The sequence below is a fragment of the uncultured Caldilinea sp. genome, from assembly GCF_937128415.1.
Lineage (GTDB): Bacteria > Chloroflexota > Anaerolineae > Caldilineales > Caldilineaceae > Caldilinea.
This window is the reverse complement of the sequence record NZ_CAKZMJ010000068.1, coordinates 47,186-66,837: the sequence shown is the minus strand read 5'-3', so window position 1 is coordinate 66,837 and position 19,652 is coordinate 47,186. Positions and strand designations below refer to the sequence as shown.

General features: G+C 60.1%; 13 protein-coding genes. 8 read left to right on the top strand and 5 right to left on the bottom strand.

Annotated elements, in window-relative coordinates:
- Positions 1-11 precede the first annotated feature (11 nt).
- From cydB to dps, 4 genes are all read left to right on the top strand, one after another.
- On the top strand, positions 12-1,031 hold the full coding sequence (cydB, locus tag Q0367_RS12555) for a cytochrome d ubiquinol oxidase subunit II (protein WP_297631525.1): 1,020 nt from the start codon (positions 12-14) through the stop codon (positions 1,029-1,031).
- Positions 1,012-2,760: a thiol reductant ABC exporter subunit CydD gene (cydD, locus tag Q0367_RS12550; RefSeq protein WP_297631522.1), complete on the top strand. Its 1,749-nt coding sequence runs from the start codon at positions 1,012-1,014 to the stop codon at positions 2,758-2,760. Before cydB ends, cydD begins: the two co-directional genes overlap by 20 nt.
- On the top strand, positions 2,723-4,525 hold the full coding sequence (gene cydC, locus Q0367_RS12545) for a thiol reductant ABC exporter subunit CydC (protein WP_297631519.1): 1,803 nt from the start codon (positions 2,723-2,725) through the stop codon (positions 4,523-4,525). The genes cydD and cydC overlap by 38 nt, the downstream gene beginning before the upstream one ends.
- Before the next feature lie 168 nt (positions 4,526-4,693).
- Positions 4,694-5,182: a DNA starvation/stationary phase protection protein Dps gene (gene dps / locus Q0367_RS12540; protein WP_297631516.1), complete on the top strand. Its 489-nt coding sequence runs from the start codon at positions 4,694-4,696 to the stop codon at positions 5,180-5,182.
- Between the two features lie 196 nt (positions 5,183-5,378).
- On the opposite strand, the gene Q0367_RS12535 is transcribed toward dps, so the two are convergent.
- From Q0367_RS12535 to Q0367_RS12525, 3 genes are all read right to left on the bottom strand, one after another.
- Entirely contained in the window at positions 5,379-6,212 is an 834-nt protein-coding gene (locus tag Q0367_RS12535) for an SDH family Clp fold serine proteinase (RefSeq protein ID WP_298982609.1), read from the bottom strand.
- A gap of 130 nt (positions 6,213-6,342) precedes the next feature.
- Positions 6,343-7,029 (bottom strand): rhomboid family intramembrane serine protease, encoded by a 687-nt coding sequence (locus Q0367_RS12530; protein ID WP_298982607.1) that lies wholly within the window; start codon positions 7,027-7,029, stop codon positions 6,343-6,345.
- 143 nt (positions 7,030-7,172) lie between these two features.
- Positions 7,173-7,916, bottom strand: a complete 744-nt coding sequence (locus Q0367_RS12525; protein ID WP_298982604.1) for a coenzyme F420-0:L-glutamate ligase — start codon at positions 7,914-7,916, stop codon at positions 7,173-7,175.
- Between the two features lie 298 nt (positions 7,917-8,214).
- On the opposite strand from Q0367_RS12525, the gene Q0367_RS12520 reads away from it, so the two are divergent.
- Positions 8,215-9,111, top strand: coding sequence for a 1,4-dihydroxy-2-naphthoate polyprenyltransferase (locus tag Q0367_RS12520; protein WP_298982602.1), 897 nt, complete (start codon positions 8,215-8,217; stop codon positions 9,109-9,111).
- 25 nt (positions 9,112-9,136) lie between these two features.
- Entirely contained in the window at positions 9,137-10,612 is a 1,476-nt protein-coding gene (gene glgA, locus Q0367_RS12515) for a glycogen synthase GlgA (RefSeq protein WP_298982600.1), read from the top strand.
- Positions 10,613-10,695: 83 nt separating this feature from the next.
- Here the strand turns inward: glgA and Q0367_RS12510 are convergent, their stop codons facing one another.
- A complete protein-coding gene (locus Q0367_RS12510) occupies positions 10,696-14,679 on the bottom strand; it encodes a PA14 domain-containing protein (RefSeq protein ID WP_298982598.1) in 3,984 nt (1,327 codons plus the stop codon).
- 189 nt (positions 14,680-14,868) lie between these two features.
- On the opposite strand from Q0367_RS12510, the gene Q0367_RS12505 reads away from it, so the two are divergent.
- Positions 14,869-15,108, top strand: a complete 240-nt coding sequence (locus tag Q0367_RS12505; RefSeq protein WP_297631488.1) for a type II toxin-antitoxin system Phd/YefM family antitoxin — start codon at positions 14,869-14,871, stop codon at positions 15,106-15,108.
- Complete coding sequence (locus tag Q0367_RS12500) at positions 15,105-15,518, top strand: type II toxin-antitoxin system VapC family toxin (protein WP_297631485.1); 414 nt, start codon at positions 15,105-15,107, stop codon at positions 15,516-15,518. The genes Q0367_RS12505 and Q0367_RS12500 overlap by 4 nt, the downstream gene beginning before the upstream one ends.
- A 104-nt stretch (positions 15,519-15,622) precedes the next feature.
- On the opposite strand, the gene Q0367_RS12495 is transcribed toward Q0367_RS12500, so the two are convergent.
- On the bottom strand, positions 15,623-19,546 hold the full coding sequence (locus Q0367_RS12495; protein WP_298982594.1) for a PKD domain-containing protein: 3,924 nt from the start codon (positions 19,544-19,546) through the stop codon (positions 15,623-15,625).
- Between the last annotated feature and the right edge of the window lie 106 nt (positions 19,547-19,652).

Sequence of the window (19,652 nt, the reverse complement as noted above, 5' to 3'; positions counted from 1 at the left end):
GAGGGGAGAACATGTGGCTCAATGTTGTTTGGTTTATCTTATTTGTTTTTATCATCGCCGGCTATCTAATTATGGACGGTTTTGACCTGGGCGTTGGGATTTTGCATCCGTTCGTGGCCAGGAATGACGAAGAACGCCGCGTCTCGCTAAATAGCATCGGTCCGGTGTGGGATGGCAATGAGGTCTGGCTTGTGCTGGGCGGCGGCGCATTGTTTGCTGCTTTTCCGATTGTATATGCAGCGCTCTTTTCAGGTCTATATTTGGCGATGATGCTGGTGTTGCTCGTATTGATTTTGCGCACAGTTGCTATCGAGTTTCGCAGCAAGCGTTCATCGCCGCGCTGGCGCACCTTCTGGGATTGGGTCTTCTTCGGTTCGTCGCTTGGAATTGCGTTGCTTTTGGGCATCGCATTTGGCAACATCCTGGAAGGCCTGCCCATTGACGCCGATGGTTTTGTTCATGCCCGGCTGAACGATCTGCTTACGCCGTATGCATTGCTGGTCGGCGTCACCACCGTGTTCATGCTGGCTACGCATGGCGCCATATATTTGAGCATGAAAGCTTCTGGAGAACTGCTTGCTCGCGTCAAGCGGTGGGTTCTACGCTTGATGCTGATCTTTTTTGTGTTGAATACACTCGTGGTCGGCATGACTGCGTATCTGCGCGAGGCCGTGAGCACTCGCTATTGGTCTCATCCCTGGCTGGCAATCCTACCGGCCACCGCGTTGCTGGCGGCAACCTTGGCTTGGGTGATGGTGCGTCGTGAGCATGATTTTATTGCTTTTCTCCTGTCATCCATCATGATCGCCAGCCTCCTGGCTTCGGCTGCAGTCGGATTGTATCCCAATTTGTTGATCTCATCGCTGGATCCTCGTTATAATCTCACGATTTTTAACGCTGCGTCGCAGCCGAACACGTTGACCGTGATGCTGGTGATGGCTTTCATCGGGATGCCTTTCGTCTTGCTCTACACGATCGGCGTATATTATGTTTTCCGCGGGCGCGTCAAACTTGAACCCGGCGGCTACTGATGCCGGCGCCCGCCGGTTGCTTTCGATAGCGATTTTCTTTGGTTTTACAGCCGGCGCCATGCTGGTGGCGCAGGCATGGCTCTTCAGTCTCATCATCGAAAGCGTATTTTTACAAGGCCAAACGTTAGCGGAGACAGCCTCCCTCTTCGGCTGGATGCTGGCGGCGATGGGCGTGCGGGCAGCTGCGCTGTTGATGGAAACCATCGTGGGACAGCGCAGCGCAAACCGCGCCAAACAAGCGTTGCGACAACGCTTGATCGAGCATTTATTCCGGCTGGGCCCGATCCCGCTTCAGAACGAACGAACTGGAGACTTTATTGCTGTAGCTTCTGAGGGTGTTGAGGCGCTCGACGCGTACATCAGTCAATACTGGCCTGCCCGCATCCTTGCAGTTCTTTCTCCTCTCTTCACATTGCTGGTGGTTTTTCTTCTCGATCCCTGGACGTCGCTCGTCCTCGTCGTCGCTGCACCGATGTTGATTTTGATGTTGGCGTTGATCGGAGCTCGCGCCAAAGCGTTGACCGAACAACGTTTCCTCGAATTAAGCTGGATGAGCGCATTTTTCCTGGATATGCTGCAAGGGTTGACGACGCTCAAACTTTTCGGTCGCAGCAAAGAACAGGCGGAAACGATTCGGCAAATCAGCGCGCATTACAGCGCAACCACCATGAAAGTGTTGGCGACCGCTTTTCAGACCTCTCTGGTGATGGAATGGGCGTCGACGGCTGCGACCGCCCTCGTCGCCTTGGAGGTGAGCTATCGGCTGATGGCCGGCCATCTTGCATTGGCGCCTGCGCTCACCGTCTTGCTGCTGACGCCGGAGTTTTTCTCTCCGTTGCGCACGTTTGCCCTTCGTTACCATGCAGGCTCGGCGGGGAAAGCCGCCCTGGAGCGCATCCATGCTGTTCTTGCAACCCCGGTCGGTCAGCTTCAGCCCACCCCTGCGCCGACGACAAATGCGCATCTTCTGAAAGCAGCGTCGAAGCCTCAGAGCCTTGGATGCGACCTCCTCACGCTTCCTGCGCCAATTCATTTTGTGCATGTTTCATACGCATATGCCGCAAGAGAACAACCGGTGTTGCAAGACTGTACCTTTACGATTCTGCCTCATCGCCGCACTGCGCTGATCGGCGCCAGCGGCGCCGGGAAAAGCACTATATTGCATCTGTTGTTGCGTTTCCTTGATCCGCAACAAGGAGAAATCCGGATCGGCGACGTCCCCCTGGCGCACATCCCCATAGATGCATGGCGCGCACAAGTGGCGTGGGTTGGACAGTCGTCCTATCTGTTTCAGGGCGCCGTGCTCGACAACCTGCGTCTTGCCCGGCCTACAGCATCGGATGAAGAGATCGTCGCCGCTGCGCAGGCGGCCAATGCGCATGAATTCATTGCAGCGCTGCCGGACGGATACGCCACGCGGATCGGCGAGCAAGGCGTGCGATTGAGCGCGGGGCAGCGCCAGCGATTGGCGTTGGCTCGCGCTTTTTTGAAAGACGCCCCTTTTCTTCTTTTAGATGAACCGACGGCTCATCTTGATCCTCAAAATGAGCACCTTGTCCTTGAGGCGTTGGAGCGGCTGATGCAGGGGCGAACGGTTCTCTTGGTTGCGCACAGAGAAGGAATCGTGAACACCGCCGACGACGTGATTCTGCTCAAAGATGGCCGAGCCACTCATTTCAAAGGGGGTGTGAATGCAATTCGATCTTCGGAACTCACTTCATTCTCATGAGCGAAACGCACCCCTGGCTGGCGTTGCCGTAGAAAAGCTTTCTCCACGGCGTTTCTCCTTGCGCATCATCCTCGAGCGCTTGTTGCGGCTGGCGAAGCCTTTTCGTTGGTGGGTCGTCGCCAGCGCGCTTTTAAGTTTTGCCACCATTGGGTCAAATGTCGGCCTGACAGCCGTCTCAGCTTATCTCATTGCCAAAGCTGCTGTGGCAATGGACGTGACGCAGCTCTCTCTTGCCATTGCAGGAGTGCGCTTTTTTGCTTTCGCGCGCGCAGCATTTCGATATGGCGAGCGTTATCTCACTCATTTGACCGCTTTCCGAATTTTGACGGAGCTGCGCGTTTGGTTTTATCGCTCCCTTGAGCCATTAGCCCCTGCGCGCTTGCTACAAACACACAGCGGAGATCTCTTCACGCGCATCGGAGCCGATATTGAAACACTGGAAAATTTTTACGTCCGTGTAGTGATCCCGCCTTTCACGGCCCTGTTGGTGACGGCGGGGATGTGTGCAATGCTAGGGATTTTTACTCCAACGCTTGCATTTATTTTTGTCCTGTATATGCTTCTCACCGGCGTTGCACTGCCCGGCTTGACGCAATGGATGAGCCGCCAGGCGGCAAGTGAACAAATCGAAAAGCGCAACGCACTCAACATGCTGCTCGTCGACAGCATCCAGGGGATGGCGGAGTTGATGGGGTTTGGACAAGCGGACAGGCAGCGAAACGCCCTGCTTGCGCAGAGCGCCCAATTTCATCGCGCTCAGGAACGACTGGCGATGTCCAGAGCTGCAGCCAATGGTCTGAGCGCACTTTTCACCGGTCTGGTCAGCTTCTTCATCCTGTTGTTTGCAGCCGCCATGGTCAACGAAGGCGCTCTGGATGGCGTTTATCTGGCCTTACTGCCCTTAAGCGCCATCGCCGCCTCCGAAGCGGTGCAACCGCTCAGCCATGCAGTTCAGGCGCTGGAAACGAGCCGCGCTGCGGCAGAGCGCGTTTTCGACCTGATTGACGCCTCGCCCAACATCCTTGACCCGATACAGCCCTTGCCGCCGCCGCAAGGGCATACGCTGAGCGTGCGCAACCTCTATTTTCACTACCCTTCCTCCGCTGTTACAGCGGAGCCGCCTGTGTTCAACGGTCTCAGCTTTGAATTGCATCGGGGAGAGCGACTGGCAATCACCGGCGCCAGCGGGGCGGGAAAGTCAACGCTGGCGGCGCTGCTCTTGCGGTTTTGGGAGGCCGACTCCGGTAGCATTTTGCTTGATGGACAAGATATACGCGCATACGCCGCCGATGATGTACGCACCTGTATCGCAATTGCACCCCAGGCCCCCTACTTTTTCCACGCCACAATTCGAGATAATTTGCTTGTGGCCAATCCAGAGGCCGGTGAGGAGGAATTGATCGAGGCATGCCGTCATGCACAGGTGCATGAGTTTATCGCCGGGCTGCCCCAAGGATATGACACCCTGGTGGGCGAGCATGGCCTCCATCTGAGCGGGGGCGAACGCCAACGACTTGCCATCGCACGTATGCTGCTAAAAAATGCCCCGATCGTGATTCTAGATGAAGCCACCACGTATTTAGACGCAGATACGGCTGCGCGCGTTTGGAAAGCATTGGATGTTGCTCTGGCAGATCGAATTGTGTTGATTCTTGACCACAATGAACTGGCGCTTTCTCACGCCGACCGAGTGCTGCGGCTGATGGAAGGACGCCTCGTGGACAGCGGAGCGAGCGGTCGGCGTGGGTGCACATCTGTTGCATGAAATATCCATTCGAGGAAGGATTCCGAGTTTAGGTTTGCGTCGATGGAGATGCCGCATTACAATGATGAGTGTGGTTGTATAGCCTGGCTTGTACAAAGTGAGGCAAGTAGTGTCGAAAGGATGATCCGTTCAACTATCCGTCGTGATTTCTGAAAGGAGAAGATGATTATGACGACCACCGAACTCCTTACGCGCAACGACATTCCTCATCATGTCCGAAGCGCCATGATCGAACTGCTCAACCAGCAGCTTGCTGACGCCTTTGACCTGTACAGCCAGACCAAACAAGCTCACTGGAATGTCAAAGGGATGCATTTTATCCAGCTTCATGAATTGTTCGATTCGTTGGCGAGCAGTGTGCTCGGCTTTGTTGATGAGATTGCTGAACGCGCAACGGCGCTCGGCGGTTACGCCAGAGGAACGGCGCGCATGGCGGCTGCACAATCGCGCTTGCCGGAATTCCCTGAAGAGGTGCTTGAGGGCAAGGCTGTGGTGGCGGCGCTTGCCGAACGCTATGCACAGTTCGCCGCTTCGACGCGCGCAGCGATCGATGAAGCGCTAAAATATGAAGAGCAAGATACGGCGGACTTGATGATTGAGATCTCGAGAGAGATGGACAAACACCTCTGGTTCCTGGAAGCGCATCTGCAAGCCTGAGGTGAACACCCCTTGGGCATGGATATTTTATCGACGCCCGCCGCCCGGCGACTCTTTGGCGGTCAGATGGGTTAAGCGAGATCACCCTTCGCAACAGTCCGTCGCATGCGAAGGGTGATCTCTTTTCAGGAACCTTCGGGCGAATTCACCTGACGTTCCAGCCTGCACCGCAGGATTTTTGCCGCTACGGCCAGGCTTATCGTCCCGATGTTGTCCGCTCTGATCGTCGCGGGACGGGGATGTACTCCACCGAGGGCCGGCGCTGCGCCGTCTGTGGATAGAGCGCCATCATTTCGTAAATAATTTTGGGCATCTCTGTGCTCACCGGCAAGCCCAACGCTCGCGCCTCATCTACAGTGATCGGATAATCATGGGTGAACACGCCGGTCGAGAGCGTCGTCGCCACCTTTTCCGCCTTTTCCGCATCCATGCGGTCATGCAACAGCTCCAGCACCGTCTGTTTCACTTGTCGGAGCGCCTTTTCCGCAATATCCGCCATGATCAGCGTGTCGTCGTCGATCTCGCTGATCGGTTTGCGCTCGATCACCTTGAGAATGGACGCCGCAGGTTGATGACCCAGCTGCGGATCCACCGGCCCGAGCACGGCGTTTTCGTCCATCACAATCTCGTCTGCAGCAAGCGCAATCAACGTGCCGCCGGACATGGCGTAGTGCGGCACGAAGACCGTCACCTTGGCCGGGTGGCGCTTCAGGGCGTGAGCGATCTGTTCGGCGGCGAGCACCAACCCGCCCGGCGTGTGCACGATCAGATCAATCGGGACGTCGTCATCCGTCATTTTGATTGCCCGCAGCAGCGCCTCGGAGTCGTCGATGTCGATATAGCGCGCCAGTGGAAAGCCGAGGAAGCTCATCGTCTCCTGGCGGTGGATCAGCGCGATCACGCGGCTGTTGCGCTGCTTTTCCAACCGTTCCATCGCCCGCATGCGCTCCATTTCCAGCATCCTTTGGCGAATCACCGGTTGCAGCGAAGAAATGATTAGAAAGAGCCACAGCAGACCAAAGAAATCCATAGACGCCTCCAGAAAGTATGTTGGGATTGGTGCGCAAAATTAATGCTCGACGGTGTTGCCTATTGCGAGGTTGGGGGTGCTTGTTTTTTGAGCGATTCCCAAGAAGCACGCACTACGCAACATCCAACCATCACCATGGATAATATTCATCGGTGTAAAAGTGGCGAACCGGTCGACGCACGATGAAGAGCCGCACCAGCACCATACCGGCGACAAAGCCGCCCACATGCGCCCACCAGGCCACGCCGCCGACGTCCGGCGGCGCCAGCGCCGAGGTCATGAAGGCGCTGACCAGTTGCCCGGCGAACCAGACGCCGATGAAGAAGATGGCCGGAATTTCAAAAAAATAGGGGAAGAAGAAAAGCGGAACCAACGTGATCACGCGCGCAAAGGGAAAGAGCACCAGGTAGGCGCCCATCACGCCGCTGATGGCGCCGCTGGCGCCGACCGTAGGAATCATCGAGCCGGGATTCATAAGTACATGCACAAGAGCCGCCGCCGCGCCGCAGAGCAGATAAAAAATCAGAAACCGCACCGGACCCATGCGATCCTCCACGTTGTCGCCAAAGATGTAGAGAGCCCACATGTTTCCGAGCAGATGAAACAACCCGCCGTGGAGAAACATCGAGGTGAAGATCGTCAGCCATGTCGTCGGGTTCACAAAAAGCTGCGCCGGAATCAATGCATAGCGCTCGATCCAGAACTCGGCGTGCGGCCCGCTGAGAAACATGAAGAAGACCAATACGTTGACAGCGATCAACGTCCAATTCATCAGCGGCAGCGAGCGAGCCTGCACCGTGTCGCGCAATGGAAACATAAGGTCCTCCTGAAAGTGCGTTTATCTTGACATCTTTTTTCGAGGTGAAGTGATCATCTTCCAGAAAGCCCCAGGCCACCGGGAAGATAGGGGCGAACATTCCCCACCGCCCGAAAACTCGTCATCATCATCGATGACAGAGGTCATTCCGCCTGTCCACGGCGCCATTCGACGCCGGTCAGAAGCGGCGCATACAAGTCATCCTCCAGTGCAATCGTCAGCGCCGCCAGCTCTTCCGGCGTAGGGTCCCGTTCTTGAAACGCCACGAAAGGTGCGTCCACAATACGCGCCAACGGCGTTTGCTCATCGCCCTCCCCCATCACGAGCACGGCGGCGGCCGCCAGTGCGTCGGCCACGTTGATCTGCGTCATGCGCAAAGGGCGACCGAACAGATCACACTGGCCCCGATAGTCGTACAACGCCTGGAATCCGCTGTGCGCCACGCAGAAGCCGGTCACGCCCCAGCGCAGCGGCAGCGGCCGGCTGTCGGTCAGAATCACGCCCACCTGTCGAAGCTGAAAGCGTCTTTGCAGATACGCGCGAACGGCGTTGGCGGAGGCCTGCGGGTCGGATGGCCACAGCACGTACTGACCATCGCCGTTCGATTCATCGACGCCCGCATAGGGCATCAACATGTTCGCCTTGATGGTGAGGTAGACGCCGTAGCGACTGACAGTCTGCGGCAGAAACCAGGCGGACTCCGCCTCGATCAGCTTTGCCTTATCCACATCCGGCGGCGCCGTGCGACCTTCGCAGATGGCGACAATCTTCGATGCAACCGCCAGAATTTCGCCTTCCCCCATCGCGGGGACGAACTCGTCTAATATCGCAAATAGATTTCGGTCGGCTAAAGTGATGCGCCGCGTTTTGATCGGTTCGATGTGCATAGAGTGTGAAAGTGTTTCGTGATGCGTGCTCGTTCGTAGCGCATGCTTTACGTTGTGATGCGGGTTGAGCAAAAGGCAAGCGCCTATCTCCCCAACACGGAATACGAAACACGCATCACGCACCAAGCTGCGCAAACTTTTCTGCAATGATACAATACAGCCCTAAAAAGAATAGAATCAAACAGGAGTTACGCAGTTGGGTGAGGTTTTCTTGCAGAATCCGACCTTTCAGGATGTCCCAGGCTTCCTGAGAGATGAGCCAGCTGGGTGACTTCTATCCAATGTCTTGCAAGGAACAATGGCGACCCAAACCATCACGCGAAGACAGGCCTGGATTCTGGCGGCTCGCCCCAAGACGCTGCCGGCGGCGCTCTCTCCGGTCATTGTGGGGACGGCGTTCGCGTTCGCCGATGGCGGATTTGCCTGGCTGCCGGCGTTGGCGGCGGCCCTCGGCGCGCTGCTCTTACAGATACTGAGCAATTTCGCCAACGATTATTCTGACTTCTTTCGCGGCGCCGACACGCCCGAACGCCTCGGTCCGGTGCGCGTCACCAGCGCGGGCTTGATTCGTCCCGAGGAGATGCGTCGAGGCATCATCGTAGTCATCGGGTTGTCGGTGTTGGTCGGCCTGTATCTGATCTGGGTGGGCGGCTGGCCGATCCTGGCGATCGGCGTGGCGGCCATCCTGGCGGCGCTGGCCTACACCGGTGGGCCGTTCCCTTTCGGGTATTACGGCCTGGGCGAGCTCTTCGTGTTTCTCTTCTTCGGTGTGGCGGCGGTCTGCGGAACCTATTACGTACAGACGCTGACGTTGACATCCCCGGTCTTGATCGCATCCTTCGCCGTCGGCGCCCTGGTCACGGCGATTCTGGTCGTCAACAACTACCGCGACATCGAGACCGATCGTCGCGCCGGCAAGCGAACGCTGGCGGTGCGCCTGGGCAGGCGAGGAACGCAGATCGAATATGTTGTGCTGCTGGCCTTCGCCTATGGGATGGTTTTGGTGCTGTGGTTGTTCCTGGATTCAGGGGCGTGGGTGCTGTTGACGGGGCTGACGTTGCCGCTGGCGGCGCAACTGGCTCGCACCTTGAGAAGCTCCACCGATGGGCCGACGCTCAACCGTGCGCTGGCGGGCACGGCGCGGCTGGCCTTGTTGTTCAGCCTGTTGTTGGCGGCGGGCGTTTTATTGGAATGAAAGATAATGCAGAAGGGAGCAGACCGTGAAAAGCCTGAAAATCCTGATGATCGCTTCCGAAGTTGTCCCCTACGCCAAAACAGGCGGTCTGGCGGATGTGGTGGGCGCATTGCCCCAGGTGTTGCAGCGTATGGGGCATGAAGTCATCGTCGTGATGCCCAAGTACGGCAGCATCGATGTTCAAAAGCACGGCCTGCGCCGCTACTGGAACTCGCTCGGCGTGTGGATGGGCAACGCGCTGGAATGGTGCGCCGTGGACGTGGCCGACAACCACGGCGTGCCGGTGTATTTCATCGAACACAACAACTATTTTGCGCGCCCCGGCCTCTATCACGACGACAATTACAATGACTATGAAGACAACCCGCGGCGTTTTGGCTTTTTGACGCGCGCCGGCCTGCAGCTGGCTCGCGACATGGGTTTTGCGCCGGACGTCGTCCATGTGCACGATTGGCAGACGGCGCTCGCTTCGGCCTATCTCAAAATCTGGCACTGGAATGATCCGGTCTTAGGCGGCGCAGCCAGCCTGTTGACGATCCACAATATCGCCTACCAGGGCAAATACAGCGCTGCGCATTACGACTATCTGGGGCTGGGCTGGCAAAACTTCACCCCGGACAAATTCGAGGATTACGGCGCCATCAATTTCCTGAAGGGCGGCATCGTCTACGCCGACATGGTCAACACCGTCAGCCCCACCTACGCCCGCGAGACGCGCACGCCAGAGCTGGGCTATGGACTGGCGCCGTTTCTCAACAACAAAGGCGAGAACTATGTGGGCATCCTCAACGGCGTCGATTATTCGCAGTGGAGCCCTGAGGTGGACATGCTCATCCCCGCCCGTTATTCGGTCGACAACCTTGCCGGCAAGCGCATCTGCAAGGAGCAGCTGCAGCGACGCTTCCTTCTCGATGCGGCGCCGAATGTCCCGATCATCGGCGTCGTCAGCCGGCTGGTGGCGCAGAAGGGGCTTGACCTGCTCGCCGCCGCCATCGAGCGCATTGTCAACGACATGGTCGTGCAGTTCGTCATCCTGGGTTCTGGGGACAAAGGCCTGGAGAGCTTCTACGGGGACCTGCCGCGACGCTATCCAGGCCGCATCGGCAGCTACATCGGCTACAACAACCAGCTCGCCCACTGGATCGAAGCAGGCAGCGATTTCTTCATCATGCCATCGATCTACGAACCCTGCGGGCTGAACCAGATTTACTCGCTCCGCTATGGGACGCTGCCGATCGTGCGCGCCACGGGCGGACTCGACGACACCGTGCAGCAATACGATGAACACACGGGCGACGGCACCGGCTTCAAATTTTGGGAGCCTAGCCCGCACGCCATCTACTACACGGTCGGCTGGGCGGTCAGCACCTACTTTGACCGCCCTCACCACATGGCCAAGATGATTCGCACCGCCATGCAGCAAGACTTCTCTTGGGAAAAGAGCGCCGCTCAGTACGTGCAGGTGTACGAGCGGGCGATGCGCAACAAGGCCGCCTTGTGAGGGCGCCGAATATGCCCGCCGGCCGAAAGCGCCAGGACGAACCGGCCGACGTCGATTGACGCCTTACAAAATTGATTTAGAAATCAGTTCGCCACAATCGTGGGCAGATAGAGGGTGGACCCTGATTCAACCGGCTGCGCCTGCACGAGGATGGCCTGTTCATAGACGTCGCTCGCACCGCCTGCTCCAAAGACGGATAGACGTGCGACATACATCCCCGGCTCTGCGTAGGTGTGCACCGGGTTCTGCTCTGCGCTGGCCTGCCCATCGCCGAAGTCCCACGCATAGCGGTCAATGGCGCCGGTGGAGTGGTCGGTGAATTGCACGGTCAGCGGGGCCATGCCCGACATCGCATCCACCTCGAAGCGCGCCCTCAGCGGCTCCGCCTCGAATTGCAGCACATAGCTGACCGCATCGCCGGCAATCCGTGCATCCCAGTGTCGCACGCGCACATAATGCCAGCCGGTTGCATCCGCCCGCCATATGATCTGCGAGGCCAGAGTTGCCCCCGGCTCGCTGTCGTCATTTTCCGCCAGGACGGTGACGCCATCGCCGGCGTACAGCGTGAGCACCGTATCGGTGTGCTCCGCAAGGTCGGCTGTTCGTAGAGTGTACAACCCTCCCGCCTCCATCCATAGGGCGACCCAGTCCTCGTCGCCGACGCCGCAGAAGGTGCGCTGTTGGGATGCGCCCGCCTCCAGCGGGCGAGGAGCGTGAACGCTGTCATCCGGTTCGTAGGCGTCCGGCGTGCATAGGTCAATCGCCACCTCGACTTCGGCGGCGTCTGGATAGAGGCGAACATTGCCGGCGCGGTCAAACGCCTGGGCGCGAAAGGCGTAGCGATGGCCGGGCTCGCCGATGAAGCGGGCGCTTCCCTGCCCTTCGACTCCATTCGTCAACCAATCCTCCCAGTCGCCCTCGTCCCGACGCACCTGCACGTCGATGCGTTCGACGCCCGCCACCGGGTCATGGGCGTTCCAGCGCACCGTCACCACATTGGCGGCCAGAGCGGTCGGCAACGCCTCGAAAGTAAAGCTCGGCGCCGTGCGATCGAGGATGACATTCCAAAAGACGACGCCGGCGCCGTTGCCGGCGCGGTCCCAGGCGTAGGCGAACAACGCCACAGGCTGATCCGGCGCAGCGCTTGCGTCCCAGATCACGCTCCATCCGTCGTTGCCGTCGAGGTCCCAACCCAGGTTGCGCCAGCCCCACTCGGTTCCATCGTTGTAGCCGACGATAAACTGCACCTGCTCGACGCCGCTGACGTCGTCGCCTGCCTCGGCGCGCACAAGCACCAGGCTGCTGTTCAAGAAGGCGCCGTCGACCGGTTCGGCGATGGCGATGCTCGGCGGCGCGTCATCGACGACGATGCGCACCGTCGCCGTCTCTCCGACCAGGGCGCCGTTGCTAGACACGCGCCAGCGGCTTTCGTACACACCCGGCGTCGCCGGTGCAGTCATCACAAAGTTGGCGCTGTTCGTTGCGTCGAAGGTGTAACTCTGCCCGGCTTCGACGCGACCGAAAATGGGCTGCGCAGGGGCGGCGCCGAAGGTCTCGCCGCCGACGTGCGCCAGATGGTCGCCGCGCTCGCCGTCGAGCGCGCCGGCGCTGACCAGCATTCGCACGATCGGCGTTACCTCCTGTCCTGGCTTGACATAATGAATAGAGGCGTGTTCAACAACGGTGTTGGCGGTGCAGTCGCTCAATTTTTCCCACTGTACGCCGATGCTGGCGCCGTCGCTTTTCTCGTAGTGTTCGACCCGGAGCGCATGGACGCCGGCGCTCAGTTCAACATCGACCGTGAACGCAGCAGCCTGGTCGCGCCACTGGTCGAGGCGCAGCGCGTCGTCGACCCAGAAGCGCACGCCGTCTTCGGCGTTGATGAAAAAGCGATAGACGCCGCAGGCGAAGTCGGCGTTGCGGCGGAAGCGACTGCTGAAGTTGTCGCTCGGAAAGGTGGCCTCCGGCCCGCCGTCATGCCAGTTCAGGGAGAGCACGGGGCCTTCGTTGCGGCGCATGGCGGGCGTCCCGCTCAGGCCTCGGTTGCCCCAGTATTCGCCGCACCAGGCGTCGGGGGCGCACGTCTGCTCGGGCGGCAGGAAGCCCGGCCCCTGCCACCATGCCTCGAGGCGCGCGGCGCCCGTGTTTTCGTAGAATTCAACCTTGATCTCGTGGTTGCCGGGCGAGAGATAACCGCTCCAATCGTGGCCGTCGAAGCTGGAGTCCCACCAGGCGTCGAGGCGAAGCTGGCCGTCGATGTAGATGCGGCAGCCGTCGTCGTGCTGGCAGTGGAAGCGATACGCGCCGCCGGGGAAATAGAGGGTCTTTGTGAAGCGAGCGCTCCACCCATCCGACGACACGCCGTCCAGCGGCGCGCCGGAGTCCCAGTCTCGGAAAAGATAGACGCCGCCTTCGTCGCGCTCGCGCGCCGGAGAGCCGGAGAGGGTTTTGTTGTTCCAGTATTGGGCGCGCCAGGGGGCGTCGGGCGGGGCGGGCGCAGGCTCAATGGTGAAATGCCAGACGGTGCTCCAGCCGCTTTCGGCGCCTCGGCTGTCGCGCGCTTTGACGCGCCATTGATAGTTGAAGGAACGGCCATCCAACTGACTCGGGCGCCAGCATGCATCGTGAATCCAGCCGCTCTGAGTGTTGACGGCGCTCTCGAAGACCTCGGCGAAGAACTGCACGTCGTCGCCATCGGGGTCGCCGTTGTTCTGCCAGCAGAGGGTGGGCGCGCGTCCATCGCGCGCCACATGCCAGTCGCCAGGGCTGGTCGGCTGAGGCGTGTTGGGCGGTCGATTGACGCTTGCGCCGCAGCCGGCGCCGGTGAAGACTTCGAACGAAGAGACGTTGTCGTTGAGCGAGACGCCATTGTTGAACGTCTTGCCTGCGAAGTCGGCGTCGCCGGGCGCGTCGATGCAGCGGCTGCCGCCCCCGCGTTCGCTGTGTTCGTAAAGCCTCACCGACCAGCCAGACGGAATGCGGATCGACGACGCCTTGTCGTTGAAGGCGCCGGGGACATTTTGAAATCCTGCGCCATTGCGCAGCACATAGCCGACGCCTTCGCCGGCGCCGCCGCACTCGTAGTTGCCGTGCTGATAGAGGATCACCCCGCCGGATTGTGGGCAAGAGGGAGGAGGCGGGGGCGGGGAGCCGCTGCCGATGGTTCCGTCGTTGTAGATTTGACCGCCGGGGGCGCAGCGAGTCATGCTGCCCCGCACCATGCAGCCTTGATAGGGCGCTCCACCCTCCTGCACCGTCCAGCCGCCGATGTCACGATCGTGAATCTCCTGGTGTTGGCCGTTGCGGCGCAACGTGAAGTGAACGTGCGGCCCGGTGGCCGAACCGCCGCATCCGACCGCCGTGGAAATCTGACCTAACGGATGCGTTCCCCGGCTCACTGCCTGCCCATGCGCTACGCCAATGTTGATGAGATGATAGTAGCCGGTCTGCCAGCCGTCGCCGTGATCCACCAGCACGAAATTGTCGCAAGGGCGATAGGCAACGCCATCGCGTGCAGGGCGCACGATGCCACTGCCGCCTGCAAAATCCAGCGCGCTCCAGGGTCGATTGGCGCTGCCCGTGTTATGATGCGGGCCGCCGGTCAGCGTCCAGGTTTCGCCCGTCGCCCAGGGCAAGCTGAGCTGTGCGCTGCCGTCGCCGGCGATGGAGACGTCCGGCGAGGAGCGCAACAACGGAAACGCCGCCGGCGCTTGCGACCGCCACAGTTCGAATTGCGGCTCCCCGCTGAGCGCCGCCTGCCACTGCTTGCCTTGCCGCCGGGCGAGAAAGAGATACGCGTCCGGCGCGCCGGTCTCTCCCGCCAGCATGGCCACGGTGCCAAAGGCCCACTCGCCTTCGATCATGATGTTGGAGACCAGCGCATCGGTCTCGAGAGGTTGGCCGAGAAGACGGATCAAGGCGTCGAGCACTGCGCCTGAAAGCGGCTCTGTCGCCCCGGTTTGTTGCGCAGCTGCGCTGTCGGCGCTTTCGGCTGACAGAGGGATGGTTTCCTTAAACAAGCCCAGTGCGAGGAAGAGAAAAAGAACAAGAGCGAGACGAAGACGCATCTATTGTTGCAACTCCTGAATGGATTGTCCCACGGCTCCAGCATAGTTCGATGATGCAGCAGGATGCAACGGCGGAAAGATCGATTGCAGTGTGCGTCGGCTGCTCGAAATGTTCGTCTCCTTTGGCGAAGGATCACGCATTTGGTAAACTTCGACTAGTCGACGTCTGGTCTAATGCAAGGGAGTTTCATGATGCCTTCCATCGGCGCCTACGAGGCTAAGACACATTTTTCCGAATTGCTGAAGCGTGTGCAACGGGGCGAGCGCTTCATCATCACTCATCACGGCGCGCCGGTCGCCGTACTTGCACCGCTTGAATCCGCCCCCGAACGACCCGTTGATGAGGTCATTGCTGCGCTCAAAGCATTCCGTCGCAAGCGCAGCCTCGACCTTCCCTTGAAAGCGTTGATCGAGGAGGGCAGAGCGTGAGCGAGCAATTTGTCCTGGACGCATCGATGGCATTGGCCTGGTGCTTTGAGGATGAAGGCGGCTCGTATGCTCTGGAGGTGCTCGACCGTCTGGCGACGGGAGAAGCCGTTGCGCCTTCTCTCTGGCGGTTGGAAGTGGCCAATGCCCTGGTTCACGCCGAGCGGCGAGGGCGATTGACGCAGGCGGAGAGCACGCGCTTTCTGGATCTGCTTCGTCAATTGCCGATTCGCATCGAGGAGACGCCCTTGCAGCGCGCCTGGTCGGATATTGTGAGCCTGGCGCGCTCCGTCCATCTTTCCACCTACGACGCCGTCTACTTGGATCTCGCCATGCGCCTGGGGCTTCCGCTGGCGACGCTGGACGACGCCTTGCGTCAGGCCGCCGCCCAGCGTCATGTACGATTGGTGTGAATCCGCGCGCCCTGGCGCGCTTGGGTCTGCTCAATCGGGCTGCCCGCTGTTGATCGATTGGGCTGAGCATGCTTTATGTCCGGCGCCCTCTTCCTGCATTATGTTCACGGCCCCGCCGGCGTGATGTACACGTCGTCGAAGTAGCGTACACCCGTGGCGCTGGCCTGCCCGTTCCATGATCCAATGAGCGGTATCAGGTTGGTAGCCGTCTTCAACGTGTGGGCTTGGCTAGGAATATAGCAGTCCAGCAAGTTGCCATCCAGGTAGAAGCATACCTGCGCCGTGTTTGGATCAATGTCAATACGGGCGGTGTACCAAGTATCGAAGTCGAGCGAGTCAGGCCAAGACGCCCTATATTCCGCATGGTAATTCCCTGGTGTGTAATTGGTGATGTCGCAACCAAAATACGGCGGATACCCGTCGTAAACGCTCAAGCTACACTGCGCCCACCAGCCGCTGCCGTTAATGTCCCGCATAATCTGGATTTTCGCGCCGGTGCCCGATGTTCCATTACTTAGCTTCAGTTTTGCCTGAAAGCGCTGCATCTGACGCAAGGTGCGCTCTAGCGGCATGGCCAACGGCAGGTCTAGGCCGATAGTAGCCGGCGTGCCGGGGGTGTTGGTGACTTGCAACACGCCATCCTGCTGCCGCACGCTGAAATAGTTGCTGGACCCCCAGAACCGCCACTTAATCGGGTTGTAGGCGCCATCAAAGGCTGGGTTGTTGAAGTCGTCATAGAGCATCATCAGCGGATTGTAGGCCCGCGTCACCAGCGGCAGGAAAAGCAGACGGGCGATCTGGATGTAGGCCGGGCGGGACTTGATATCGGTGTCCACCCCATCCGACACCGTGAGTGTGACCGCGTAGTTCCCCGGCGCTGCGTAGGTGTGCTGGACGGTGGTGGCGTTGGTCGTCAGTGGGGGCGAGCCATCGCCGAAGTTCCAGGTGGCCGAGGTGAAGTCCCCGCCGGAGAGGTTGGTGAAGGTGACGGTGGTTCCTGGTGCGCCGGTCGTAGAGCTGGCGCTGAAGTCGGCGGTGACGGTCTTCTTCCACACCTTTCCGCCGCTAGCCCAGTTGGTGATGCCCAGATAGAGGCGATTGTTGTGGACGGCCATGGCGCCTGACGCGACATAGCTGTTATTACTGTCCCCCAGACCGGCATCCAGGGCCACCGGTTCCCAGTTTACGCCATCGGCGGTGCGCCAGAGCTCCAGACCGGTTTCGTAGTTCGCAACTGCAGCGTAAAGATGCGGTCCAAAGACGATACCGCTGAAGATGTACCGGCTCCGAGGGTTGCCGAAGCCATTGTCTGCAACCTTAACCCAGTCGCTCTGACTGTTGCAGACGGTCGCTGCACACTGCCAGATCTCAGCCCCTCTGGATGTGCCATCCACGCGAGAGATGTAAGCGTAAAGGGTGTTGTTGAACACGATCAACTTCTCCACCCGGTGTGCCTCGACATCGCCAAAGCCGGGGTTGTTGACCCGCACCCAGTTCGTCCCGTCGTAGCGCCACACCTCGCCGCCCAGAGGCCCATTCGGGTGCGCGTCGTCTTGCCAATCCCCGTGACGGGTGCCGGCATACAGATAGCCGTTGTATTCGACCAGGGAGAGCACGCCGGTGTTGTAGGGGTCGCCAAACCCGCCTGAGGCCACCTGCTGCCAGGTCTGGCCATCGGCCGTGCGCCAGATTTCCGCCCCTAACGCGTTCTGGTTTCCTCTATCCAGGGCTGCGTACAGGTGCCCTCCCAGCGAGGCCATGACGGACACCCACCGATAATCGCTGCCAATGCTGCCGGGAGGCGTGACGTTCTCCCAGGTGGTCCCATCCGCCGTGCGCCAGAACTGCGGTCCGTTGGTGTGCCACGTGTTGCAATTGGGGTCATCGCAAATGAAGGTGAATGTGGCCACGTAAAGGCGATCGCCGAACACCGCCATGGCGTCAATCTCGGCGTTTGTTGAATCGCCAAATCCCAGCGTGTTGACGGCGCTCCATGTGCCATTCGCCGTGAGCCGCCAGACGTATGGCTGATAGCCTGTGGCGTACAGATTCCCTTTGAACGTTGCCAGGCTACTGATCCACTGATTGCGCCGCTCCCCGAATCCATTGATGTTCACCTGCCTCCACCCCGGCACCCCGGGAACAAATTTCTGGATACGATGGTTGTTATGGATCTCGGACGTGTACACGCTGTCATCCGGGCCGATGGCGATGCCCAGTACGTCGCTGAAGCGCCCCGGCTGCGTGCCGCCCGCGCCGCCGATGGTGGTGAGGTAGGCGTTGCCGTTGGCAAAGTTGTCAAAGACCTGCACCCGGCTGTTCCCTGAGTCCGCCACGTAGAGGCGGCCCTGGCTGTCCACGGCGATGTGATGCGGCCCCCAGCCGTTAAAGCGGCCAAAGTCGCCGCCTGCACCCCCGCCTCCGATGGTGCGCACATACTGACGGTTGCTGTTAAACACCTGCACCCGGTCGTTGCCCTCGTCGGCCACATAGATATAGCCATCCTTATCCATCGCTACGTCAAAGGGGCGGTTGAAGTGTGCATTGTCCGAACCTGATTCGCCGGTTACGCCCAGGGTGGCGACGTAGGCGAACTGGCGGTCGTAAATCTGGACGCGGTGATTCTCTCTGTCGGCCACATATAGATAGCCGTTGCGGTCAAACCCGATGCCGCTTGGGGCGATGAACTGGTAATTGCCGCTGCCGTAGCCGCCGAAGCCGCCATAGTAGCTGCCGTCGGGGTTGAAAATCTGCAGGCGGTGGTTGCTGCCGGGCATATAGAGGGCTGAACTCCAACGTTCCGCTGTATAGATGCGCCCATCGGGGCCGACCGCCACATCGGATAGGTAGCCGAAGTGAGCGTTGTCATCGCCCGGCTGGCCGGCCTCGCCCACCGTCCACTGGGGGCTACCCGCTGCGTTCAGCTTCACCAGGCGGTAGCCATAGCCTTCGGCAATGTAGATGCTGCCGTCCGGCCCGACCGCCACCCCTTCCGGGTAGTAGAAGCGGTCGTTCGCCTCCACGTAGGAGTCGCCCGTCGTGCCGTAGGTGCGCTGGTAGACGCGGCTCGGGCTGAACTGCTGCACCCGCTTGTTGCCATAGTCGGCCACATAGATGTTGCCCGAGGCGTCTACAGCCACGTCGGTGGGATACTTGAACTGGTTGTTGTCCGTGCCGTAACTGCCGCCGATAGTGGTCACGTAGGCCAGCGTGTTGCGGTTGAAGACCTGCACGCGGTGGTTCTCGGTGTCGGCGACGTAGATGTAGTTGGCGTCTACCGCTACCCCCTGCGGGCTCTGGAACTGGTTGTTGCCAGAGCCGGGGGACCCAGTCTGGCCCAGCGTGGCGACGTGGATCGGCGCGCTGGGGATGCTGATGTCGAAGATTTGCACCCGGTGGTTATCGGCATCGGCGATGTAGAGCCGATTCCCGTAGACAGCGATATGCCGCGGCCAGCACAGTTGGGTGTTGCCCGTCCCGCACGGGCCGCCGCCGATGGTGGCCAGGTAATTGCCGCTGCTGTTGAAAATCTGCACGCGGTGGTTGCCGTAATCGCTGCCCCAGTAGCCGCTGTCGCTGACGTAGATGTTGCCGCTGCCATCGAAGGCGATGCTGATGGGGTTCTCGAAGCGGTCGTTGTCCGAGCCGGAGTTCCACGCCTGGCCCAGTTCGCCGACCTTCTGGCTGCTGCTGTTGTACTTCACCACGTGCGAGGCCTCGGCGTCCACCACCCAGACGTTGCCGCTGCCGTCCTCGGCCACATCGGTGATGCGCTCCAGGGGTGTCTGGGCGTAGTCTATGACGCCCGCCTTGCCGATCTTCTGGATGAAGTTGCCGCTGGCGTCGAACTTGAGGACGCGGTGCGCCAGCGTGTCGGCGATCCAGACGGCGTTGCCTGCGGTGCCAACGCCCTCCACCCAATAGAAGTGGTCGGTGGTCTCAATGAACGGCTCCTGGGTCACCCCGAAGGTCTGCACGTAACGAAAGACGAAGCCGGGCTGACCGGTGGGAACGGCGGCGGCCTCCACCCTTGCTGCCTCTCCCATGAATAGGACGGGAGGGGCTGGCTCACCTAGGAAGAGCTTGCCTTCCCACTCCAGCCCCGACAGCGGCTCCGTCTGAGGCTCCGGTGAG

Coding starts and splice junctions, on each gene's coding strand:
- cydB (WP_297631525.1), top strand. CDS start 12: ATGTGGCTCAATGTTGTTTGGTTTATCTTATTTGTTTTTATCATCGCC.
- cydC (WP_297631519.1), top strand. CDS start 2,723: ATGCAATTCGATCTTCGGAACTCACTTCATTCTCATGAGCGAAACGCA.
- dps (WP_297631516.1), top strand. CDS start 4,694: ATGACGACCACCGAACTCCTTACGCGCAACGACATTCCTCATCATGTC.
- Q0367_RS12535 (WP_298982609.1), bottom strand. CDS start 6,212: ATGGATTTCTTTGGTCTGCTGTGGCTCTTTCTAATCATTTCTTCGCTG.
- Q0367_RS12530 (WP_298982607.1), bottom strand. CDS start 7,029: ATGTTTCCATTGCGCGACACGGTGCAGGCTCGCTCGCTGCCGCTGATG.
- Q0367_RS12525 (WP_298982604.1), bottom strand. CDS start 7,916: ATGCACATCGAACCGATCAAAACGCGGCGCATCACTTTAGCCGACCGA.
- Q0367_RS12520 (WP_298982602.1), top strand. CDS start 8,215: ATGGCGACCCAAACCATCACGCGAAGACAGGCCTGGATTCTGGCGGCT.
- Q0367_RS12510 (WP_298982598.1), bottom strand. CDS start 14,679: ATGCGTCTTCGTCTCGCTCTTGTTCTTTTTCTCTTCCTCGCACTGGGC.
- Q0367_RS12505 (WP_297631488.1), top strand. CDS start 14,869: ATGATGCCTTCCATCGGCGCCTACGAGGCTAAGACACATTTTTCCGAA.